This window comes from Flavonifractor sp. An306, assembly GCF_002159455.1.
Classification (GTDB): domain Bacteria; phylum Bacillota; class Clostridia; order Oscillospirales; family Oscillospiraceae; genus Flavonifractor.
Genome location: NZ_NFIQ01000031.1, coordinates 14,166 through 36,711, shown reverse-complemented (window position 1 = coordinate 36,711; position 22,546 = coordinate 14,166). Strand labels below are relative to the sequence as shown.

Sequence of the window (22,546 nt, the reverse complement as noted above, 5' to 3'; positions counted from 1 at the left end):
TTTCCCACCGGCCCGGCCCTGCCTTGGAGCAAGGAGGTGAAGCTGTTGGCCCCCAGTACCAAGCTCGCTCTGGCGAACTCGCTGAAAAAGCTGCTTCAGAAAAAATTTTTGGACGATATAACCGTAAAAGAGATTGTGGAGGACTGCGAGGTCAACCGCCAGACCTTCTACTATCACTTTCAGGACATCTATGATCTGCTGCGCTGGTATCTGTCCCATGAGACCGAGCAGGCCCTGACTGACGCCAAGAACTGGCGGGAGGGGATGCTGGCCGCCTTTCGCTATTTGCAGGAAAACCATGTGAGCGTCTATCACGTTTACCGCTCCAGCGGGCGGGACCATATGGACTGCCAGTTTTTCGCCCTGTCCCGGGCGCTGGTGATCAGGCTGCTGGCGCTGTACGCCGGCGACCTGCCGCTGACCGAGGCGGACCAGGATTTTCTCACTGATTTTTACATGTACGCCCTTTCGGGCATTCTGGTGCGCTGGATCTCCGACGATATGCAGGAGGACCCGGAGGTGCTGGTGGGCCGGCTGGAGCGGCTGCTGGAGCCGGAGATCCGCCGTGCCGCGGAGCTGTTTGTCCGCCCGGAGCCGGAACCGCTGCCCTGAACAACATAACATCCCCTGTGGAAGGCTTGTCCGTTCCACAGGGGGTGTTTGGTTTTCCGGTCATTTCTCCCGCTGCTGGAGCTGGAGCCGGTCGGCGATCATGGCGATGAACTCCGAGTTGGTGGGCTTGCCCTTGGCGTTGGAAACTGTGTACCCAAAATATTTCTGGAGCGTCTCCAGGTCGCCCCGGTCCCAGGCCACCTCAATGGCGTGGCGGATGGCCCGCTCCACCCGGGAGGCGGTGGTGCCGAAGCGCTTGGCCACCTCCGGATACAAAATTTTGGTAACGGCGTTGATGACCTCCATATCCTTCACCGCGATCAGGATGGATTCCCGGAGATACTGATACCCTTTGATGTGGGCGGGCACGCCGATTTCATGGATGATGGCGGTGACGGTGCTCTCCAGGTTCCGGCTTTGGGTCTCGTCCTGTTCTCCCGCCTCTCCGGCGGGCACGCCGTTGGCCAGCTGGCGCACCCGCTCCAGCACAGCGGTCTGCCTGCAGGGCTTCATCATATAGTAGTCGGCGCCCCGCTCCGCCGCCAGCTCCGCCACGTTACCCCGGACAAAGCTGGAGAGCACCAGCACCCTGGGCCGCTGCTCCAGCCGGGCCAGCTCCTCAAGCACCTCCAGCCCGTCCATCTTGGCCAGCACCAGGTCCATCACCACCACGTCTGGGGTGTGCCGCTCCGCCAGCCGGACGGCCTCCGGTCCCTCTCCCGTCTCTCCCACCAATTCCATGTCAGGCTCCTCTGCCAGCCCCGCCGCAAACAAGCGGCGGAACTCCTCGTTGGCGTCGGCCACCAAAATCCGCTTTCTGGTTTCCAATCTTGACACCCTTTCCCGCAGGCTTCCCTGCGCTGCGATTGCTGCCTGGCCAAGGCTGCGTACCGGTTGCCTATAATTTACCATAATCAGACAGTCTGTGCAAGGGTTTTACTGGAAATTTATGGCTATTTCTGTTCGACTTTCTTCGACCTTTCCCCCGAAAAGTCGAGGCAGTTTGTTCTTTTCTCTCCTTGCCCGCCCCCATTCTCCCCGCCGCCCGGGACAAAAAGGCGGGCCGGGCGCTTCCAGTTCCCCAAGCGCCCGGCCCAAAAATTGGAATTAGATGTCTTTGGCCTGCTGGCCGATCTGCAGCATGTTCTCCGCCAGGATTCCGTATCCCTGAGTGGGGTCGTTAACCAGAACGTGGGTTACGGCGCCCACCAGCTTGCCGTCCTGGAGGATGGGGGAGCCGCTCATGCCCTGGACGATGCCTCCGGTGGTCTCCAGCAGCCGCTTATCGGTCACTTTCAGCATGAGGTTGCGTGTATCTTCCCCATTTTGGGGAAACATACGGATGATCTCCACCGTATACTCCTCCACGGCGTCTCCCGCCACGTTGGAGCGGATCACCGCCGCCCCTGTGTGGACCTCATCCCGGCTCGCCACCTCCACCGGCTGGACGTCAGGCAGAAAGCTGCTGTCGGAGAGGGTGCCGAACACCCCTCCCGGTGTGTTGGCGTACAGCTCGCCCAGGTCCCGGTTGACCTGGAAGGCCCCCTTCAGCTCGCCCGGCTCGCCCTTCTCTCCCTTTTTCACATCCGCCACGTCGGAGTAGAGGATGGAGCCGGACTGAAGGGGCATCAGCTGGGCGGTATCCACATCGTTGATGCCGTGGCCCAGGGCGCCGAACACGCCGGACTGGGGATCCCAAAAGGTGATGGTACCGATCCCCGCCATGGAGTCCCGGATCCAGGCGCCCAGCTTATACTGCCCGTCGCTGCTGCACTGCACGGCCTGGGCGGTGAACTGGACGGTCTCCTCCTCCCGCAGGGCCCGGATGCTCATGGAGGCGCCTCCCACCTCCTGCAGGACGTTCTGCACGTCCTCAATGGTGTCCACTTCCTCCTGGTTGATGTGGGTGATGATGTCCCCTTCCTTTAAACCGCAGTCCCGGGCGGGAATGGACCTGCCCTGGTCGGAGACCACTTCGGAAAAGCCCACCACCATCACGCCGTCGGAGAACAGCTTGATGCCCACCGCCCGGCCGATGGGTACCACGGTGCGGGCGGTCTCCGCGGCTCTGGCGGGCTGAGTCAGCGCCAGCGAGGTGAGCAGCAGCGCCGCCGCCAGAGCCGCGGCCACCCAGGGCCGGGCCTTTTGCTCTTCTTTCATGCAACCGGCATCTCCTTTCCACACAAAAACTCGCGTCATGTTGACGCTGATTTTAATATGGCCGAAAAAGCGGCTGACTTTGCTGGCAATGAAATTCTCCATTGGCTTAGAATTTCCTTCCAGCTCCCTCTGGCGGGCCTTTTGGGGTTTTATGCTGTAAGATTATGGGTGTTTTCTGTTTTTTGCATGTTTTTTATCCTCCCTCATACACTGTGCTGAACAGTAAAAGGGGGTATCGCCATGTCCCGCCTGTCCCGATCCGTCCTGCTGGCCTTCGCCGCCGCCGTGGTGGCGGGGACCTGCCTGCACTTTGTCTACGACCTGTTTCCCTGTCCGGTCACCGCCCTGTTCGCTCCGGTGTCGGAGAGCATCTGGGAGCACAGCAAGCTCATCTACTGGCCCGCTCTGGTCGCCGGCCTGCTGCTGGAGCGGCGGAACCCCGGCCTTCTGGGGCAGCGGGCCGCCTCCCTGCTGCTGGCGGTGGGCGTCATGCTGGCCCTGGGCTGGCTGTACCACATCCCCCTGGGGGGCGAGGCCCTTTTGGTGGATATCGCCCTGTATGTCCTGTCCATGGGGATCGCCTTTTTCCCGCCGGGCTTTCTGCCGGGGGACATCTGGAGCAAACAGAAGGAGCTGTTTCTCCTGCTGGTCGCCGCTCTTGGGGCGGTGATCCTGGTCTTTACCTTCCTGCCTCCCGCCGGCCTGCTCTTTACCGACCTGTCGGGGGCCAACACCTGGAGCAGCTATCCCTACTGACAAAAAACGAGCGTCTCCGGCATAGCCGGAGACGCTCGCTGATTTTAAGAGGGCAGCTGCTCCACTTCCTCCAGCAGGGCGGCCACAGCAAAGGCAGCTCCGCCCCGGGAGAGGATGCCGTCCTCCAGGGCAGTCCCTTCCGCCGCCTGCCGTTCCAGGGCGTAGGTCACCGCTTCGCCTGCCAGAGCCGCCCCATGCTCCAGGCCCTGGGCCTGGGCGGCTGCGGCCAGCAGCTGTTCCGTCTCCTCCGCTGTGATGGGGTCGTCAGGGCGGAAGGTTGTCTCCTCCTGGGGCAGCAAGCCCGCCGCCCAGGCCGCCGTCACCGGCTCCCGGTACCACAGGCCCTCCTCCAGGTCGGTGTAGGGGGCCTGCTCCTCCCCGGCCTCCAGCCCCAGGCCACGGGACAGCATGGCCACCACGGCGGACCGGCTGGCGGCGGCGTCGCCCAGAAAGTCCCCGGTGCCGCCGCCGCTGAGGGCCCCCAGGCTGGTGAGGTATTCCACGGCGTCCTCGTACCAGGTTCCCTCAATGTCGGCATAGCTGGCGTGGTGCTCCCGCTCCGTCCGCCCGTCGGACAGGCCCAGGGTGCTAAAGGCGTAGCCGTAGTAGTCGGTGGACAGGATCCCGGCGGCCACCGTGAACTGGTTCTCTATGGCCTCAATCAGCTCCTGGGCGTATGCCGTGTCCTCCTCCCCCCGCCAGGTGATCTCCCCGCTGTCGGCGTCATAGCTCAGCCGGTCGGTGAGGAAGCTGCCGTCCTTCAGCAGGGCCACATGGGTGCAGTCGGCCAGCACATCCCGGCCGGTGAGCAGCCGGGAGTCGTAGTCAAAGCCGAACAGGTTCAGGAGGGTGGGCAGGATATCCTGGGTACAGCAGTAGTCCTCCACCACTATGGGCTCCTCCAGCCCGCCGGTCCAGCACAGAAAGCTGCTGCGGTACTGCCAGAAGGGGTCCTCCTCCACCGCGTCTCCCGCCAGGGTCTCATAGTCCTCCTCCGGCAGGCCGTAGGGGAAGTGGTCGGCGGTGAGCACCACCACCGTGCGCTGGGCGAGCCCCGCCTCCTCCAGCCGCTTCAGCAGGTACTCCATGGCCTTTTCCAGCTCCAGCTGGCAGGCCCAGTAGGCCCGCAGCTCCTCGGAGCCCTGGATATCCGCCACCAGGTCCTCATTCTGGGCGCTGATGTCGTTGTCGGCAAAGGTGTAGTCGGCGTGGCCGGAATAGGTCATGTAGTAGGCGTGGAAGGGCTCCTCCGTTATGTAGTCATCCACCGTCTGTTCCATCATCTCCAGGTCGGAGGTGGGATTGCCCGGCTCCATGTCCAGGCCGCAGTTGATGGCGGAAAAATCGTAGCCCATGTTGGCGTGGGTGTTGACCCGGTCGTAAAAGGTGCCGATGTTGTTGTGGTAGGCCTTGGCCTCCACCCCCGCCTGGGCGGAAAAGAGGTTGCCCAGACAGAAGGGCAGATAGTTCTCCTCCGACACGGCAAAGCTCATCCGGCTCAGGTCGGGCATCAGGCCCATGCACAGGCTGTACTCCCCGTTGGTGGTCAGGTTGGGGAAGCTGTTGTAGAAGTTGCGGAACACGATGCCCTCATTGGCCATGCGGTAGAGGGCGGGGGTGCGCTCCGGGTCGATGAGATAGGGGGAAAAGGCCTCGGCGCACACCACAATCAGGTTGTAGTCCTGAAACAGGCCGGTGTAGGAATTCTTGGCCGTCCCCTGGAGGGAGGCGAAATACTGGTTCAGGCTGCGCAGGCTCTCGTCCTGGGTGGCCTGATCCAGGGCGTCGAAGTCCATGCCGTCCAGCACGTTCTTGGGGCCCCGCCCTCCGGCGGTGAGGTCCAGCCCGGCGGACACCCGCACGCCGCCGCTGCCCACCAGGGTCTGCTTGGCGTCCAGCGTCCCCGCCGTCAGCAGGCCCAGCTGCTCCGCCCGCCGGTCAATGGTGGCGGAGGTGCTGGAGAGGGCGGCCGCCGGGGTGCCCGCCCCGGTGCCCATCAGGGGCATGGTGAGCACCAGCACCGCCGGGGCGGCCAGTCCCGCCGCCAGCAGGGCCAGCTGGGCGTCCGCCTGCCGTCCGGCCACCGGCAGCCACTTGAGCCGCCGCAGGATGTAAAAAGCCGCCATGGGCATGGCCATCACCAGCAGCCGGGGCAGGCAGCGGCCGATGGCCGCTGCTGCGATCCCCCAGAAGGCGGTGACCGCCTCGCCCCCCATGGCGGTATAGGCCAGGGACAGGTAGGAGCCGAAAATATCGTGGTACACCAGCTGAGTGCCGTAAAAGGCATAGGCCAGGGGAAAGAGCACCGCGCCCACCTTGCCTCCCACCCGTCCGGGCAGGCCGCAGGCGGCGGTGCCCAATGCCGCCGCACCCAGGCAGAACCCTGCCGTGGGCCAGAACCGCACCGTGCCGCCGCCGGCGGTACCCACCGCCGTCTCCCACAGCAGCAGGGCGGAGGCCCACAGCAGGTAGTAGGCCCCCATCTCTTTGACTTGCTCTCTTGTCATCAAAATGCCTCGTAAATAAACACGCCGTTTCCGGTAAAGAAGATCAGCACCAGGGCCAGCATGATGGCGTACACCGCCACGCTGACCACCAGCTTCACCACCCACAGGGGCATGGGCAGGGGGGGCGCTTTTTTCCGCCCCTTCCCCCCCTCCGGGGCGGCCATCAGCAGGGTCCACTCCGCCAGCTTTCCGGCAGGCGCCGCCCCCCAGATGGCCAGCAGGGGGAGCACCCAGCCGTTGGCAATGGGATCGGCCGCCGTCACCGCCGCGGCAGCAGCCCCCGCCAGCAGCAGGGCGTAGGGCAGCAGTTCCCGCCGCCCGGCCTGTTTTACTGTGATCAGCGTACCCCACAGGGCCAGCAGCAGCAGGCCCAGGGCGTAGCTCTGGAGCAGGGGGTGCATGACATTGTCAATGATCTTGTCCCGCAGGGGGATGCCCCGGTCCAGCCGGGCCCAGCTGTAATCATAGGAGGCAAACTGGGTCCGTAGCTTGCCCGCCAGCTGCCGGAGAGATCCCTCCCACGAAAGAGCCAGCCCCGCTAGGGGCCCCACGCCGGTGAGGAGCCACAGCAGCCCGCCCAGGACCAGCCACACCCCAAAGAAACCAGCCGCCAGCGCCCCGATTTGCGCCGCCAGGGTCTTGTCCCGGTTCCGTCCCGGCAGGGTGATCAGCAGCCACAGCACCGCCGCCCCCAGTGGGATGGGCAGGCCGGGCAGCAGGAGCTGGCCCAGCCCCCAGGCCCCGCCCGCCAGGGCGTGGTTGAGCCAGGCTCCGGGACAGGGGCGGCACAGCAGCAGCCACACCCCCGCCAGCAGCAGGGCGGTGTACAGGGGCATAACGGTGAGCACTCCTGCGGAAAAGAGGAGGGTGGGACAGAAGGCCAGCATTCCCCCGGCAATAAGGCCCGCCAGCCGGGAGCCGGTCAGCTTTTCTCCAATCAGGGCGGCGAGCAGGCAGCCGACGCCGCTCCACACCGCGCCGGGGATCTGCACCGACGCCAGGTTGGGGCCGAACAGCCGGAGCAGAAGGCTCTCATACACCGCCTGAGCCGCCGCTCCGGCCGCCCCGGCGTTTTGGATGAGTCCGCTCCACTCCCCCACCCCGGCCCGGGAGAGCTCCAGGGCCAGATTCCAGCTGGTCAGATATTCCCCGTGGGGCCATACCGTCCACTTGAGGGCAAAGGCCGCCCGCAGGACCACCGCCCCCACAAAGAGGAGGGCCAGCCACAGCCGCCCGCCCTGGGGAGCCAGCAGCCGGGCCAGCAGAGCCAGAACATACAGTCCTCCCAACGCCGCCCCAGTGTACAGCAGGCGGATGGTCCCCGCCTCCCGGCAGATCCCCGCCGCCGCCAGCAGCAGGAGCAGGGCGGCGGGCAGCAATACAATCAGCCGCAGCCTTCCGGCGGGGCTGCCCGGCTCCTCCGGGGGGCGAAGCAATCTCTTGTGTTGATCCATGTCAGCCCTCCTCCGCCAGCCAGGGGTCGATATAGTCGGTAAACCAGGGGGCCCCGTTGTCGTAGTCCAGGTGCCCGGTGTCAAAGAAGTACTGGTCCTCCACCACCCGGGTCATGTCCAAGGTCTCAATGCCCAGCCGCTCCAGCTGCTCGTTGGCGTAGTCCATCACATTCTGAGCGGCGGGATAGATCTCCAGTTTGCCGTTCCAGGGCATCCAGATGGCCCGCAGCCGGACCCCGTGGTCCTCACACCAGGCGGCCAGCCGGTCCAGGGCGGCGAAATTCTCGGCGCAGTCCACCTCCGGGGTGGTCTCCCCAAACCGCTCCACCAGGCTCTCCCAGCTCTTCATCAGGTCCTCGTCGGACAGGGCGCCCCGGTAGACCGCCCGCTGCTGGCGGCTGGAGTCCACCTTGGTGAAGGGCTCCCCATTGAGCAGATTGGTGGTGCCGTCGGTAATCAGCTGCCACAGCCGGTCCCGCTGGAAGTAGAGGTAGGGCTCGTACCATTTCCGGTGCCAGGGGTAGGTGGCGTTGGTGGGCAGGGTGTCCAGAAAAGACAGGTTGTTGAGCCCTAGCACCAGATCCTCCGTAACGGTGAGCTGTCCTTTCTCCAGCATTTCGGTGATGTCCTTCACCGTGCCGTAGTCCATGCCGATGTTGGCATAGCCCACGCTGCCCTCCCGTCCCTCGATGTAGGAGGCGGTAACGGCGCTGCTGCCGAAGATGGCCTTCTCAAAGGTCATGTCCGGGTGCTGCAGCCGGATGAGCTCATAGTCGTTGCGCCAGATGCAGGTCATTTTGCTCACCGGGTCGGTAACGTTCAGCCAGCTCTCCCCCCCGATGAGCACCGCCGCCAGCAGCAGCAGGAAGGCGTATCGTTTCAGCCACTTTTTCATAGGCGGAACAGTCCTTTCACTACGTCCGCCATCTGCCCCAGATCCATGGAGAAGGACAGGGCGTTGATGCCGAAGGCAAAGTTAACCGCCAGGCAGCGCAGCCGGAAGATCCCCTCCGGCATCCGCCGCCGGTCGGCGGTGGTGAGGTTCAGCAGATTCTCCAGGGCCAGCAGGCCGCCCATAAAGGCGCCGCAGACCAGGTTTTTCACGCTGAACCCGTGCCACATGCTCATGACCAGCATGGTACACATACCGATGGCGGCGGAGGCGGGGCGGCCCAGCCGCTTGCCGTTGACCACCACAAAGATGTGCTCCCGGATCCAGTCGCTGAGGGTGACGTGCCACTTGCGCCAGAACTGGGTAAAGCTGGCGGCGGTGAGGGGGTTCTTGAAGTTCTCCGCCACGGAAAAGCCGGTGAAGGAGGCCACGGCAATGGCAATGTCGCTGTACCCCGACAAATCGAAGTAGAGGGTGAAGTAGCTCACCACAATGAGGGCCAGGCTCACCGGCAGGCACAGCCGGGCCGCCAGCAGCCGGTCCAGCACCAGCCCCAGCAGGGCCACCAGCACCATCTTTTTGAACATACCCCGGATGAGCCGCTTCACCGCGTCTGTGGTCACCTGAGCGGTCACCGGCTTGGGGGAGAGGTAATCCCGCTCGAAATCCCGGTAGCGCAGGATGGGCCCGGAGGTGAGCACCGGGAAGAACAGCAGGAAGTTGGCGTAGGCGATCAGCGGGATATCCTTGTCGGCGTAGTAGACATAAAACACCCCGTCGATGGCCTTGAGCATGTTGTAGGCAAAGCCCACCAGGGTGAAGATGGCCGGCAGGAAGGGGAGCATGAGGGCGAACCGGGCGTAGAAGAAGGGGGCGGCGCACAGGGCGCAGAACAGGACAAACAAGATCCTGCGCAGCCCCTGCCCTTTGGCCGCCTTCAGAATCCGCAGCATAGCGTAGGTCACCAGGGTGTAGCCCACATAGAACAGGGCCAGCTGCCAGGAGACGAAGAAGAGCAGCCCCAGGTCAAAGAGCAGCAAAAAGGGGGTCAGCCGCCGTTGGGGGCTGACCCGGTGCAGAATAGCGGCGGCAAGGCCGTAGAGCAGCGTGGAACCCAGGATCCAGACCAGGGTATCTGCCTGCAAATACCACATGATCCCTTACTGCTCCGCCAGCTTGCGCTCCACCACCGCGGCGATCTCGTCCACGGTGTTCATGGGGTAGAGGATAATGTCCTTCTGGGTGATCTCCACGTGATAGGTGTCCTCCAGGAAGAGGATGATCTCGGTGGCGCCCAGGGAATCCACAAAGCCGTAGTCAAACAGGTGTACGTCGTCCCCGAAATCCGGGTCGTCGGCGGGAATCTCAAAGTGCTCCATGATGTAGGAGCGCAGGGTGTCCTTAACCGCATGTTCCATGGCAATTCTCCTCACTTTACCAGTTTTTTATCGTACAGGGTGCCTACCGGCCCCATGCCCGCCCGCTGCCAGTAGCGGTGGGCGGCGGGATTGTTTTGCAGCACTTGCAGCTGCATGGTGGGGATCTCCCGCTCCCGCAGCCAGTCCTCCGCCATGCCGGTCAGCTCCAGGGCCAGCCCCTGCCGCCGCAGGGCGGGGATCACGTACAGGTCGTTGAGGTAGCCCACGCTGCCGCAGCCCTCACACAAATACTCGTTGGCCAGCCGCAGGATGGAGCACACCACAAAGCCCGCCAGGCTCCCGTCCTCCCCCTGGGCCACCGCCGTCAGGATCAGGCGGGAGCGGATGCGCAGGCGCAGGGCCTCCTCCAGGCCGTCAGGCTTCAGGTCGTAGGGCATCCCGAAGGCCTGCAGCTCCCGGTGGTAGTCCTGATGGAGCTCCAGCAGGGCGGGCAGATCGGCCTCTGTGGCCTCCCGCAGGGTCCAGCCGCTCATGGGGCCCCCCTCCCCTCCACCAATTGCTTATGCAAAAGCACCCGGTCGATCTTCCGGTTGGGGGTGAGGGGCAGGGCCTCAAACACCTCCAGGTGCTTGGGCAGCATATATTTGGGGATGAGCCTGCCCAGGGCCAGATTCACCTTCCGCAGCTGGAGGGGGGCCTTGCTCTCCACCGCCAGGATGATCTCCTGGTTGGACTGGTCGAACAGGGCGCACACCTTGTCCACCCCCTCCAGGGTGGCGGCGGCGGTCTCGATATCTCCCAGCTCAATGCGGTTGCCCCGCAGCTTGAACTGGTGATCCCGCCGGCCGCAGAACAAAATATTGCCGTCGGCGTCCCACTTGCCCAGATCGCCGGTACGGTACATGACCTCCGGATAGTCGGGGTTCAGGGGATTGGGCACAAAGGCCTTGGCAGTCTGCTCCGGAGCATTCCAGTAGCCCAGGGCCACCCCGCTGCCCAGCACGCAGATCTCCCCCTCCTCCCCCACTGCGGCGGGGGTGTTGTCCTCTTTGAGCAGGAGCACCCGTGCCCCCCGCCAGGGCTTGCCGATGGGCAGGGGGTCGGCGTCCTCAAAGTCCCGGTCCACGATGTAGCAGGTGCAGTCCACCGTGATCTCGGTGGGGCCGTACAGGTTGGCGTATATTGGGTGGGGCAGGGCTTTCCGCCAGATGTTCAGCTGCCGGTTGGGCATGACCTCTCCGGCGAACACCACGGTTTTCAGGTCGGGCAGGGCCCGGCCCTCCAGGGCTCCGGCGTTGGCCACCGAGATCATCACCGTGGGCACCCAGAACACGCAGGTGACCTTCTTTTCCTCCATCAGGTCCATCAACTTGTGGGGGTACATGAACAGAATCTCCGGGATGATCACCAGCCTGGCCCCGGTCATCAGGCAGCCGTACAGGTCAAACACGCTGTTGTCAAAGTGGAACCCGGACTGGAGGCCGATGACCGAGTTTTCGGTAAGCCCAAAGGTGTCCACCACCGCCTGGGCGTACTCCAGCACCCCCCGGTGGGGGACTGTGACCCCCTTGGGCACTCCGGTGGAGCCGGAGGTATACATAATATAACAGGGGTCGGTGTCAATAACGGCGTCCAGAGCGGCCGTCACCCGGCTATGGTCGGCCTCCCTGGCAATCAGGTCGGTATAGAGGACAGCCCTGGCCTCCCCCAGCTCCAGCCCCGCCAGATGGTTCATAGCCTCCTGATCGGCCACCACCAGGGCGGGCTGCAGGTTCTCCAGGGTGCGGCCCAGCCGCTCCATGGGAATGGCGTAGTCCACCGGGGCATAGGGGCACCCGGCGTACAGGGCGGCCAGGAAGGTGACCACGCTCTCCCGGCTCTTGGGCAGGTAGACCAGCACCGGTTGATTTCGTTCCACCCCCAGCTCCAGCATGGCGGTAGCCACCCGCTCCACCGCCTCCTCCAGCTCCCGCCAGGTCAGCGTGCCCCATTCATCTTCCACTGCCACCCGCTCCGGGAAGCGGGCGGCGGTCTGTGCCAGCCATCGGGCCGCGGAATTCAGCATGATGGATTCTCCTCCGTCAGGGTGGCCCGCAGGCGCACCCGGTCAATCTTGTCGTTGGCGGTGTGGGGCAGCTTGTCCATACACACCAGTTTTCCCGGCAGCATGTACTGGGGGATATACTGCTTGAGCTGGAGGTTCAGCTTCCGCAGGGTCATGCCCTGGCCACCCTCCACAAAGAGGACAATGCGCTCCGCCGGGGCGTCAAAGATGGCGCAGGCGTTCTCCACGCCGGGGATACACATGGCCCCCGCCTCAATCTCCCCCAGCTCGATGCGGTTGCCCTTGAGCTTGATCTGGCTGTCCTTCCGGCCCAGGAAGCGGATGAGCCCATCCTCTCCCCACTGGGCCAGGTCCCCGGTGCGGTACATCCGCTCCGGGAAGGCGGGGCTGAGGGGATTGAGGCAGAAGGCTTTGGCCGTCTGCTCCGGGTTGTTCCAGTAGCCCAGGGCAACCCCGCTGCCCAGTACGCACAGCTCCCCGGTCTCCCCGGGGGCGGCCTCCTTCCCCTCGTCGGTGAGGATATGCACCCGCATATTTTCACAGGCCTTGCCGATGGGCAAGGGTTCGTGGTTTTCAAAAGGCCGGTCCACCTTATAATAGCAGCACACGTCGGTGATCTCGGTGGGGCCGTACAGGTTGGCATAGGCGCAGTGGGGCAGGGCTTTTCTCCACACGTTCAGCTGGGTGTTGGGCATGACCTCCCCGCAGAAGGCCACGTTTTTCAGCCTGGGCAGGGGGTGTCCCTCCAGCGCTCCGGCGTTGGCCACGTTGATCATCACCGTGGGCACCCAGAAAATGGAGGTCACCTGATGCTCCTCCAAATACTCCGGCAGCTTTAAGGGGAACAGGAACAGGGTCTCCGGGGTGAGCAGCAGCCGCCCGCCGCATTTCAGGGTACCGTAGATATCAAAGGTGGAGTTGTCGAAGTAGAAGGGGGCCTGGTTGGCCATGACGGTGCTCTCGTCAAAGGCGAAGGTGTTCACCACCCAGTCCGCATAGTCCAGGATCCCCCGGTGGGGGATGGTCACCCCCTTGGGGGTGCCGGTGGAGCCGGAGGTGTACATCACATAGATGGGGTCGGTGTCAATGACGGCGGAGATGGCCGCCTCCACCGCCGGTCCGTCGGCCTGCGTCCCCTCCAGCTCAGAGAGCAGCACCGCCCTGGTGTCCCCCAGCTGAACCCCCTCCAGATTGGGCAGCAGGGCCTCATTGGTCACCACGTAGGCCGGGCGCAGGCTCTCCACGATCTTCTCCAGCCGGGCCATGGGGATGTGGGCGTCCACCGGGGCGTAGGGCCGGCCGGCGCACATGGCCCCGAAGAACACCGACAGGGCGTCGATGCTCTTGGGCAGATAGACCACCACCGGCCGCCGGTCCCCCAGCAGGGCGGTGCCGATGGCCCGGGCCCGCTCCAGCATCCCGCCGTAGCTCAGGCTCCCCTCTTCTTCCTCTACATAAATCCGCTCCGGCCAGCGCTTGGCTGCTTGCTCCAGCAGGCGGATGGCAGAATTGCTCATAGACTCGCACCTTTCCTCGTTTTGCTGTTATTCCCAAAAGTGGAGCACCAGGGTGTCCGGATCTCCTCGTTTGGTCAGGGTGGTTTTCTCCCCGTCCCGGGTCATGGTCCAGCCCTCGGAGGGGGTGGACACGCTGCCCTCCACCTGCACCTCCATCAATCCGCCGGTGGCAAACGCCACAGTCAGGGTGTCCCCCTCCCAGGTCAGGTTTGCGGGCAGATTCACCTGCCGCAGGTAAGTGCCCTCCCGCTGGCCCTTCCAGACGGTGGTGTCCTTGTCCAAAGACAGGTACAGGCTGTTGCCCTCCTGCCGCCACACCGAGGCGTCGGTGGTGTAGTCGCCGGCGGAATAGCCCTCCCCAAAGGTGAGCTTCACCCCCACGGCATTCTGGTAGTTCTCATCGTAGAGGGCCAGATCCGTGCGCAGGGTGGAGGCGGACAGGCGCAGGGCCCCGGTTTCCCCATCCACCGCGGCGGACACCGCCGTGTTGAGGGCGGCGGCGGAGGCGCAGGCCAGCTGGTCCTCCCGGATGCAGGTGTAGCCGTAGGTGTCCAAAAAGTCGGACATGGCCTGAACCGCCCGTCTGGCCTCGCTGTCGTCCCGGTAGATCCAGTCGCAGTGGTAGTAGAGGAACATGGGGTTGCCGTACCGGGCCGCGATGGCCTGCCAGTCGTCCCCCTTGTAGAACAGGGTGGAGGCGTTGAGCATCAGCATGGTGGGCTCCCCCCCGCTCTCCAGGAAGAAGGGCAGGGCCAGTACGTTTTCCGCCGACACCTGGGGGGTGGCGGAGGAGTGGGGCAGCTCGGTGCCGGAGTTCCACAGCATCCCGCTGTTGTACTGGGCCAGATAGGTCTGGGCGGGGCCGTATACGCTGGAGTGCCAGGTGTGCTGGTTGTTGCCCACCCGGGTCAGGTCAATCCCGTAGGAGGCCAGGGCCTCCATGTGGCGGTCAAACTCCCGCTGCTCGTACTCCGCCGAGGCGTACCAGTGGGTGAGGGTGTGTACCCCCAGGTAGTAGTTCTTTTCCTTCATCCAGTCCACCTGCGCCTGGAGCTGCTCCCGGAAGGGGAAGTACTCCGAGTCGATGGGGCAGGGCAGGCCGTACTCCAGCTGGCCGCAGATCAGGTCCAGCGCTCCGTCTCCGTTGACGTCGTAGAATACCGGCTTACAGTTGTTGCCGAATTTCAGGTGGGTGTTGCCCTTGTAGTTCTGCTCGTTGCCCTCAAAGTAGCCTGTAAAGGTGTAGCCGCTCCCCTGCCGCTCCAGCTTGGCCACATAGCCGTGGAAGGTGCCCAGGGCGATGTCCAGGGCTCCGTCCCCGTTCAGATCCACCGCGCAGGGGGCCGCCCAATCGGCGATCTCCTCAGGCAGGGAGATGGCCTGCTTCGTTCCGAACCCGCCGCCGGACTTGCCTCGATAGAGGGCCAGCCCGCCTCCGGCGGAGCCCACCAGCAGGTCGGCCACCCCGTCGCCGTCCATGTCGGCGGTCTCCGGGAAGGTCTGCACCTCCCCCATACCGGGATCCAGCAGCAGCTGGGGGGCCTCAAAGCTCAGGCTGCCCAGGCCCCGGAGCCAGTACACCTTGCCGTCCCCCGCCCCGGTGATCACGTCGGGGGTGCCGTCGCCGTCCACATCCCCAATGGCGGGGGCGGAGTGGCCGCCGGACACAGTGAGGTTGGCCCCCGTGCCGTCAGTCAGCATCACCGGGGTATCTACCGTAAACCGCTGGTCGTTGTTCAGCAGCTCATAGCAGTAGAACTGTCCGTCGCCGCTGCCGCACAGCAGCTCGTCGGCCCCGTCCCCATCCACGTCGCCGATGGTGGGATAGGCCCGCTCGGTATAGCCGCCGTCGTCGCTGAAATAGCTGATGGTGTTCTCCACCCACACCTGGCTGAGCCAGTCGTTGTCGCACACCACATGGGTGCCGGAGGAGTAAATGCCCTCGTACTCGTCCAGCTCATACTCCAGGCCGGTGTCGCTCTGGTTCACCAAATAGGTGACGCTCTCCGCCCGCAGCAGCCACCAATAGGGGTCCCGCACCAGGGTGTAGGACGGGATCTGTCCCGCCTCCTCCGCCAGCTGGGCAAACTGGCCCGCCGAGTCCTCCCGAATGGCGGTGATCTCCTCGTAGTGGATCTCCCAGGCGGCGGGGTTGGTGCCGAAGGGTCCGTACACCCGCTCCACGGCGTAGCCGTACTCCTCCATGGAGCGGTAGGCCAACAATTTCCCATAAAACAGCCGGTTGGCGCTGTTGGTGGAGTTGGCGAAGGGCTCCTGCCCCTCCCGGCTGGCCATCAGGGTGGGGGAGCTGATGGAATAGCCGTTGGGCAGCATGGGGTTGGTGAGGAGCACCTGCCCCTCCCCCACGTCGTTGAGGGTGTAGAGGGCCAGCTCCCCCGCCTGGGCGATGGTCCGGGCGGTGGTGACGGTAAAGCCATAGCCGTAGTCCTCTGCCGCCAGGGTCTCGGCGTTCTTGTAGCTGGGATACAGGGCGGCAAAATCCCGGATCAGCCCCTGGAACCCGGAGAGATTTTCCTCCACCTCCGGCCAGGTCAGCTCAGCGGGCAGCCCCTCCAGGGCGGTCCCCCCGGAGATCCCCAGAAATTCCGCCGGGAACTGGTCCCAGAAGGAGTTGTCCAGCACCAGCAGGCCGCCATTTTCCACATAGTCCACCAGGGCCTGCCGGATGTCCGTCCAGTTCTCCGCATCCAGCAGCGCCGGGTCGGCGATCACCAGGTCGCAGCCGGCCAGGTCCTCTCCCACCCCCAGCTCCTGGGCCGTCACATTGGCCAGGGAGGAGTATTCCAGATGGCTCAGGGTATCCTGCCAGCCGCCGGAGGACCCGGCATGGAGTACCCCGGCGGTCAGATCCGCCTGCTGGCTGAAGTTCAGCCCCTCCGGCGCCCCGGCGGGGGTCTCCCCCTGCTGGCGGCAGCCGGACAGACCCACCGTCAGCAGCGCCGCCAGCGTTCCGGCTGCCAGCCGCCTGCCCATTCCCTTGCCTCTCATGGCTCTGCTCCTTTCCCGGTCAAAACACACTCTAAAAGATTAAAATAGCACAAAATACCGTTTTTTTCAATAGTCCCTTCCCTTAAAAGGCGTACCGGCCGTCCCCCTCCCGGGTCAGCTGGCTCTCATAGAAGGCGGTGCAGGCCTGGGCCAGGTAGTCCGGATCCCGGCTCCCTGCGGTCTCCACGGCGGCGTGCATGGCCAGCTGGGCCATGCCGATGTCCACCATGGGGATGCTCACCTGCTGGCCCAGCAGGTTGCCCAGGGTGGAGCCGCCGGGCTCGTCCGCCCGGTTGGCGAAGGTCTGCACCGGCACGCCCGCCTTTTGGCAGATGGCCTGGAACACCCCTGCCGTCAGGGCGTTTGTGGTATACTTCTGGTTGGCGGAGTATTTGACCACCACCCCGCCGTTGGGATAGACCCGGTTGGCCGGGTCGGATTTTTCCCCAAAATTAGGGTGGACGGCGTGGCCGTTGTCGGCGCTGAGGAGCATACTGCCCGCCAGAGCCATCCGCCGCTCCTGCCCGTCCATGTCCAGGCAGCAGGCGATCCGCTCCAGCACGTCGGGCAGGAAGGTGCTCAGGGCCCCATGCCGGGTGCCGCTGCCCACCTCCTCGTTGTCGAAGATACAGCAGAGCTGCCCCGCCTTCTCCTGTCCCCTGGCGGAGAGCAGTCCCTCCAGTCCCGCCCAGGCGCAGCCCAGATCGTCAATGCGGGGAGCCTGGAACAGCTCCCCCTCCGCCCCCAGCAGCACCGGCTTCTGCCGGGGGACCAGTACCAGATCCCAGGCCAGCAGGGCCTGCTTGTCCACCCCCAGCTCCTCCGCCAGCAGGTCGGTGAGGGACTTGCTCCCCACCAGTCCGTACAGGGGCTGCATGTCCTTCTGGGGGTTATATTCGTGGCCCTTGTTGATATCCCGCTGCATGTGGATGGCCAGGCTGGGGATGGTGAGCAGATCCCGGTCCAGGTATACCAGCCGGCTCTCCGCTCCGGTCTGGGTGGCCACCAGCACCCGGCCCGCCACCGTCAGGGGCCGGTCCTGCCAGGAGGCGCAGTTCATCCCGCCGTACCCCTCCACCGCCAGACGCAGATAGTGTTTGTCTCCCTCCGCCAGGTCATTCTTCACCGCGAAGGTGGGGGAGTCGCTGTGGGCGGCGGTGAGGAGCCACCGCTCCGGCTTGTGCCGGGGCAGCCGGAAGGCGATGAGGCTGCTCTGGTTCCGGGTGACATAGTACCCCTGTCCGGCGGTCAGCTCCCACTTCTCATGCTCCTCCAGGGGGTGGAACCCCGCCTCCTTCAGCAGCTTGGCGGCCTGGGCGACGGCGTGGTAGGGGCTGGGGCTGTGATCTATAAAATCCATCAATGCTTGTACACGCATGGCACATATCTCCTTTCGTCAGTGGCCCCATTGTACCACGCCCACTCCCCTGTGGCAATCTTCCCGAAATTTTTCAGCGCCGGCGGAGCATTTCGGCCCGCCCGGGCGTAATAAGGGTGAAGGAGGGAGGAAAATGACCCAGTCCAACCGGTTGGAGGACGTGATCCCCGCCTATGAAAACACCCTGTACCGCGCCGCCCTGGCCATTTTGGGGGACCCCCAGGAGGCGGAGGACGTGGTGCAGGAGGCCTTCCTGCGCCTGTGGGAAAAGGACCCGGCATTTGAAAGCCCCGCCCACCAGCGTTCCTGGCTGCTGAAAGTGACCGTCAACGCCTGCAAAAGCCGCCTGCGCTCCCCCTGGCGGCGGCGCACCGCCCCGCTGCTGGAGAGCTATCCCGCCGCCGACCCGGAGGAACAGGCGGTGCTGGAGGTGATCCAGTCCCTGCCCCCCAAGGACCGGGCTGCGCTCCACCTCTATTATTACGAGGGCTACCAGACCGCCGAGATCGCCGCTATGACCGGCTGGCGGGAGGGCACCGTCCGCTCCCGTCTGGCCCGGGCCCGGGACAAGCTGCGGGAACTGCTGAAAGGAGAATGGGAATGAACCGCTATCGGAATTATATGGACCGCATCACCGCCCCTGCCAGCCTTCACGAAAAGCTGCTGGCCGGAGCGCCTCCCCGCCGCCGGAGAAACAGATACGCCCCGGCCTTTGCCCTGGCCGCCGCCTGCTGCCTGCTGGCGGTGGTGGGCCTGTGGCAGCCCTGGAGGGGGACCGTCCCCCAGCAGGTCTCCCCCACCGCCGGGGTGGCCGCCACCCCCGGCGTGGTGGAGAGTGCCCCGCCGGAGCAGACCACAGAACACACCCTGACCGTGGGAGGCGACCCCTTCCAGGGCCAGCCCCACACCTTTTTCGGTATCCCGACGCTCTCTTTTCCCGACTGCAACGATTCCGAAGCAATGATGGTGGACTACGGCCCGCAGGAGGGCTCCTTTTCCGAGCCTATGACCGCTGAGGATATTCTGTCCATTTTCGGCGGCGGGGATGACATCCCCTGGAGCCTGTGCTGGTACAATTTTGGTCTGGACGGCATGGTGATCTACAACGCCGACGGCACGGTGTACAAGGCCTCCATCCGGGGCGTGCGGGACACGGAATCCTTCACCCTGACCCTTTGGCCCGGTCAGTATCCCCTGCTGAGTACGATCTATACCGACGCTGCCGTTCAGGAGGTGGACGGGGTGGAGGTCACCAGCTCCATGACCTATGCCGACACCAACGGCGACCGGCTGTACGAGATGACCTGCCGGGCCACCTTCCAGGTGGGGGAGCTGGGGGTGGACTTCGTCTACACCGGGGAGAACGGGGACGCGGCCACCTGGCTGCCCTGCGTGCTTCTGTGGAACGCGACCCGGGCAGACGGGGGCTTCACCACCGAGCACCTGATCTCCCGCACCAACGGGGAGGGCTTTCTGGACCTGGGCACCGCCATAGTCCAACCGGAGGGCGGCCAGGAGCTGACCCAGGAGGAGGCCTATGGAGAGGATCTGGCTATCTTCCTCCCCGACCCGGATGCGCTTCCCCTGGGCTTCCGGTTTGGGAGCGCCCACCAGAGTGTGGACCAGGGCTGGGACTCCCTGAATATTCTGTATACCCATAGCTACGGCTATCTCTATGTCCAGGTCATGCGCTTTCCCTCTTACGCCAGCCTTCCGGCCCCCGACTTCCAGCCGGAGGATGTCACCGCCTCCGCTCTGGAGGCGTGGGGCAGCTATGGGGACGACGCCCTGTGGGACACCCCCGCCTGGGTGTACGACGCCTTTTCCATTCACTACCCCCAGGCCGACGGCTCCACCATTGTGGTAACCTGGGATGTAAAGGGGATTTCCCCCGCCGACCTGGCCGGACTGGTCACCGGCAGCGACGTGATCCTGCCGGCGGGCGGCCCCAAGGTCTTTCCCCTGGAATAGCGCAAAAAGCGGGAGCCCGCAAGGCTCCCGCTTTTTTACGGCACAAGGAACAGGGAAATGACCACGGTGAGGATCCCGCACACCCCGATGGCCAGCCCGCTCATGGCTCCCTCGGTCTCCCCCAGCTCCAGAGCCTTGGAGGTACCCACGGCGTGGGAGCAGGCGCCGATGGCCAGTCCGGCGGCCACCGGGTCCTTCACCCGGAACAGCTTGATGAGCAAAGGCGCGAAGATGCTGCCCAGAATGCCGGTGATGATCACCGCCACCACCGTGATGGCCTGGATACCCCCCAGGCTCTGGGAGACGCTGATGGCGATGGGGGTGGTCACCGACTTGGGCAGCAGGGAGGCGGTCACCGACTCGTCCAGCCGGAACAGGCGGCACAGGACGTAGATGCTGCCCATGGAGGTGAGGGACCCGGCTGTGCACCCCACCAGAATGGGCAGCCAGTTCTCCTTCAGCAGCTGGATGCGGGTGTAGATGGACACCGTCAGGCAGGCGGTGGCGGGGGAGAGGAACAGGTTGATCACCGCGCCCCCCTGGTTGTAGTCCTCATAGGGGATGCGGCAGACCAGCAGCACGGCGGACACCAGCACAATGGCGATGAGCAGGGGGTTGCACAGCTCCAGACCGGTTTTCTTCCGCAGCTGCACCCCGATGAGGAAGGCCACAATGCTCAGGGAGATGCCGAAAAAAGGAGACGCAAACAGCTCAGCCATGTTTCTTCCTCCCATCCATCAGCTTCCGGGTCAGGCTTACGGCATAGGCGGTCACCCCGAAGGTGAGCACGGTGCTGACCACGCACACCGCCAGCAGGGGCAGCAGATTGCTGGCCAGCACATCAAAGTAGTTGATGACGCTCACCCCGGCGGGGATGAAAAAAAACGCCATATTGGACAGCAGAAAGTCGGACTTTTCCCGGATGTGATCCACCCGCAGGACCCGGCTCAGCAGCAGCGCCAGCAGCAGCACCATGCCGATGACGCTGGCGGGAAAGGCAATGGGGAGCAGGGCCTCCACAAGCTGGCTGATCCAGCATATGGAAAAAATGATGGCAACTTGGATGATGATTTTCACGGAAATGCCGCCTCCAGGGTATTAAAATCAATTTCCGATTCTAAAACCATCCCACCCATTTGTCAAACCAAGATTCCGGCCCAATTTTCCGCCCCTATGGTACAATGTGCGCAAAGAGCGGGGCCGCGGCATCCGCCGCGGCCCCCCTCTTGCCTGTTCAGTCCAGAAATTGAATGCCGGCGCCGATCACTCCGTCGCCGATGTAGACGCTGAGGGTGGCGTCCATGGCCCCCTCCCAGCAGTGCTCATAGTCGGGGAAGGCGGCCCGCACCTTGGCGGACAGCTGGGCCATCTCCTCCGGCGCGCCGCCGTTGGCAACCCCCAGATTATACCGCCTGCCGGGCTGGAAATGCTGGCGCATCAGGTCCACGATCTTGTCCTGAACCTGGCGGCGGCCCCGCACCTTGGCCACGCTCTGGAGCTGGCCGTCGTCGGCAAAGGTGATGATGGGCTTGATCTGCAGCATGGTGCCCGCCATGGCGGCCACTTTTCCAATGCGCCCGCCCTTGTACAGATACTCCAGGGTATCCACCGAGAAAAAGGGGAAGGTGTGCTCCACCAGGAAGGGCACCCGCTGGGAAATCAGGGTGTCCCAGTCCGCGCCCGCCTGGATCTCCTCCCACAGCTGGAGCACCATGATGCCCAGCCCCAGAGAGCCGCTTTTGGAGTCAAAGGCCACCACCTCCAGGTCCTCCCGCTGGCTGGCCAGCAGGCGCACCATATTATAGGTGCCTGACAGGCCCCCGGAGAGCATCAGGGCAATGACCTTCTCGTACCCGTCGGCCCGGATGCGGTCCAGGGCGTCGCTGACCGCGCCCCCCTCGGGCAGGGAGGTGCGGGGCAGCTCCCCCCGATGCAGGCGGTCGTACACATCCTGGGCAAAGATATCCACGCCGTCGGAAAATTCCCCATCGGGACAGATGATCTTCAGCGGCACCGTATAAATGGGCTTGCCCGCCCGCATGCCGGCGGTAAGGTCCGCCGTGGAGTCGGTGAGCAGCGCGATTTTTTCCGGATTTGACAAGGTCATCATCCTACTCTATAATGAAGTCATTGTCGCATAACATTGTTATGTTATTATTATAACTGGTATGTAAAGGAAATGTCAAGGGGGAGCGGATATGGACTATCATCAGCGCCGGCAGCTGCAGGCCAAGCAGACCGAGCAGGCCATTCTGGAATCTGCCATGGTGCTGGCCCGGGAGCACAGTTTTGACAAGGTATCGGTGCGGGACATCTGCCAGCGGGCGGGGATTACCACCGGGGCCTTTTACCACCACTTCCGCTCCAAGGAGGATCTGCTCTCCCGGGGCTTCGCCCCTCTGGACCGGCACATGGAGGCGGCGCTGGAGGGGCATGAAAACGACCCGCCAGACCAGCGGCTGTGGCTGATTTTGTCCACCTACGCCCGCTTCACCCAGGAGCAGGGCTGGGAGCTGGTGGCCCGGTACTACCAGCGGCGGCTGGATTCCCCCGACGACTCCTCCTGCATGGACCCCACCCGCTTCACCCTGCGCTCGGTGCTGGAGTGCCTGCGGCAGATGGAGGCGGAGGGAGTGCCCATGCCGGGCTGCACCCCGGAGTGGCTGGCCGACTTTCTCTTCCGCCATTTCCGGGGCGTGGTGGTGGACTGGATCCTCCACCGGGGCAGCTACCCCTTATTATCCCGGCTGGAGCAGGATTATACCCTGTTCAGCCGCACCTTCCAAAAGGACTGACCTGATTTTTGTGTGGGACAGGCAACTTTTTCCTCTCAAGGGCATATGCAT

Annotated in this window: 20 protein-coding genes; 5 read left to right on the top strand and 15 right to left on the bottom strand. The window is 64.4% G+C overall.

Annotation, left to right across the window (positions count from 1 at the left end; genetic code table 11):
* Positions 1-36: 36 nt before the first annotated feature.
* Entirely contained in the window at positions 37-612 is a 576-nt protein-coding gene (locus B5F88_RS09475; protein WP_242959713.1) for a TetR-like C-terminal domain-containing protein, read from the top strand.
* Between the two features lie 60 nt (positions 613-672).
* Here B5F88_RS09475 and spo0A read toward each other — a convergent pair whose 3' ends face one another.
* The gene (gene spo0A, locus B5F88_RS09470; RefSeq protein ID WP_242959711.1) at positions 673-1,440 is read right to left on the bottom strand and encodes a sporulation transcription factor Spo0A; all 768 of its coding nucleotides are present in this window, start codon (positions 1,438-1,440) and stop codon (positions 673-675) included.
* Positions 1,441-1,719: 279 nt separating this feature from the next.
* Positions 1,720-2,772 (bottom strand): SpoIVB peptidase, encoded by a 1,053-nt coding sequence (gene spoIVB / locus B5F88_RS09465; protein WP_087344932.1) that lies wholly within the window; start codon positions 2,770-2,772, stop codon positions 1,720-1,722.
* Between the two features lie 240 nt (positions 2,773-3,012).
* Here spoIVB and B5F88_RS09460 point away from each other — a divergent pair, with 240 nt between their 5' ends.
* Positions 3,013-3,528, top strand: a complete 516-nt coding sequence (locus B5F88_RS09460; protein WP_087344895.1) for a DUF6512 family protein — start codon at positions 3,013-3,015, stop codon at positions 3,526-3,528.
* 44 nt (positions 3,529-3,572) lie between these two features.
* Here the strand turns inward: B5F88_RS09460 and B5F88_RS09455 are convergent, their stop codons facing one another.
* The 10 genes from B5F88_RS09455 to B5F88_RS09410 all read right to left on the bottom strand — a co-directional run bounded on the left by B5F88_RS09455 (position 3,573) and on the right by B5F88_RS09410 (position 17,729).
* Complete coding sequence (locus tag B5F88_RS09455) at positions 3,573-6,035, bottom strand: sulfatase-like hydrolase/transferase (RefSeq protein WP_140402081.1); 2,463 nt, start codon at positions 6,033-6,035, stop codon at positions 3,573-3,575.
* Positions 6,035-7,489, bottom strand: coding sequence for a hypothetical protein (locus B5F88_RS09450; protein ID WP_087344888.1), 1,455 nt, complete (start codon positions 7,487-7,489; stop codon positions 6,035-6,037). Before B5F88_RS09450 ends, B5F88_RS09455 begins: the two co-directional genes overlap by 1 nt.
* A 1-nt stretch (position 7,490) precedes the next feature.
* Complete coding sequence (locus B5F88_RS09445) at positions 7,491-8,384, bottom strand: hypothetical protein (protein WP_087344885.1); 894 nt, start codon at positions 8,382-8,384, stop codon at positions 7,491-7,493.
* Positions 8,381-9,535: an MBOAT family O-acyltransferase gene (locus B5F88_RS09440; protein WP_087344882.1), complete on the bottom strand. Its 1,155-nt coding sequence runs from the start codon at positions 9,533-9,535 to the stop codon at positions 8,381-8,383. Before B5F88_RS09440 ends, B5F88_RS09445 begins: the two co-directional genes overlap by 4 nt.
* 6 nt (positions 9,536-9,541) lie before the next feature.
* Entirely contained in the window at positions 9,542-9,799 is a 258-nt protein-coding gene (locus tag B5F88_RS09435; protein ID WP_087344879.1) for an acyl carrier protein, read from the bottom strand.
* Positions 9,800-9,810: 11 nt separating this feature from the next.
* Positions 9,811-10,293 (bottom strand): GNAT family N-acetyltransferase, encoded by a 483-nt coding sequence (locus B5F88_RS09430; protein ID WP_087344878.1) that lies wholly within the window; start codon positions 10,291-10,293, stop codon positions 9,811-9,813.
* Positions 10,290-11,825 carry an amino acid adenylation domain-containing protein gene (locus tag B5F88_RS09425; RefSeq protein ID WP_087344875.1) on the bottom strand — a complete coding sequence of 512 codons (1,536 nt, stop codon included), beginning with the start codon at positions 11,823-11,825 and terminating at the stop codon, positions 10,290-10,292. The genes B5F88_RS09430 and B5F88_RS09425 overlap by 4 nt, the downstream gene beginning before the upstream one ends.
* On the bottom strand, positions 11,819-13,342 hold the full coding sequence (locus tag B5F88_RS09420) for an amino acid adenylation domain-containing protein (RefSeq protein WP_087344872.1): 1,524 nt from the start codon (positions 13,340-13,342) through the stop codon (positions 11,819-11,821). The genes B5F88_RS09425 and B5F88_RS09420 overlap by 7 nt, the downstream gene beginning before the upstream one ends.
* A gap of 27 nt (positions 13,343-13,369) precedes the next feature.
* The gene (locus B5F88_RS09415; protein WP_087344870.1) at positions 13,370-16,351 is read right to left on the bottom strand and encodes an FG-GAP-like repeat-containing protein; all 2,982 of its coding nucleotides are present in this window, start codon (positions 16,349-16,351) and stop codon (positions 13,370-13,372) included.
* Between the two features lie 82 nt (positions 16,352-16,433).
* On the bottom strand, positions 16,434-17,729 hold the full coding sequence (locus B5F88_RS09410; protein ID WP_087344868.1) for a M18 family aminopeptidase: 1,296 nt from the start codon (positions 17,727-17,729) through the stop codon (positions 16,434-16,436).
* A 133-nt stretch (positions 17,730-17,862) separates the two neighbouring features.
* On the opposite strand from B5F88_RS09410, the gene B5F88_RS09405 reads away from it, so the two are divergent.
* Positions 17,863-18,333: an RNA polymerase sigma factor gene (locus tag B5F88_RS09405; RefSeq protein ID WP_087344866.1), complete on the top strand. Its 471-nt coding sequence runs from the start codon at positions 17,863-17,865 to the stop codon at positions 18,331-18,333.
* Positions 18,330-19,700 carry a hypothetical protein gene (locus B5F88_RS09400; RefSeq protein WP_087344864.1) on the top strand — a complete coding sequence of 457 codons (1,371 nt, stop codon included), beginning with the start codon at positions 18,330-18,332 and terminating at the stop codon, positions 19,698-19,700. The genes B5F88_RS09405 and B5F88_RS09400 overlap by 4 nt, the downstream gene beginning before the upstream one ends.
* 35 nt (positions 19,701-19,735) lie before the next feature.
* Here the strand turns inward: B5F88_RS09400 and B5F88_RS09395 are convergent, their stop codons facing one another.
* The 3 genes from B5F88_RS09395 to B5F88_RS09385 all read right to left on the bottom strand — a co-directional run bounded on the left by B5F88_RS09395 (position 19,736) and on the right by B5F88_RS09385 (position 21,807).
* The gene (locus B5F88_RS09395; RefSeq protein ID WP_087344861.1) at positions 19,736-20,419 is read right to left on the bottom strand and encodes an LrgB family protein; all 684 of its coding nucleotides are present in this window, start codon (positions 20,417-20,419) and stop codon (positions 19,736-19,738) included.
* Positions 20,412-20,777 carry a CidA/LrgA family protein gene (locus tag B5F88_RS09390; protein ID WP_087344858.1) on the bottom strand — a complete coding sequence of 122 codons (366 nt, stop codon included), beginning with the start codon at positions 20,775-20,777 and terminating at the stop codon, positions 20,412-20,414. The genes B5F88_RS09395 and B5F88_RS09390 overlap by 8 nt, the downstream gene beginning before the upstream one ends.
* Before the next feature lie 157 nt (positions 20,778-20,934).
* A complete protein-coding gene (locus B5F88_RS09385) occupies positions 20,935-21,807 on the bottom strand; it encodes a DegV family protein (protein ID WP_242959709.1) in 873 nt (290 codons plus the stop codon).
* Positions 21,808-21,898: 91 nt separating this feature from the next.
* On the opposite strand from B5F88_RS09385, the gene B5F88_RS09380 reads away from it, so the two are divergent.
* Positions 21,899-22,495 carry a TetR/AcrR family transcriptional regulator gene (locus B5F88_RS09380; RefSeq protein ID WP_087344852.1) on the top strand — a complete coding sequence of 199 codons (597 nt, stop codon included), beginning with the start codon at positions 21,899-21,901 and terminating at the stop codon, positions 22,493-22,495.
* Positions 22,496-22,546 lie beyond the last annotated feature (51 nt).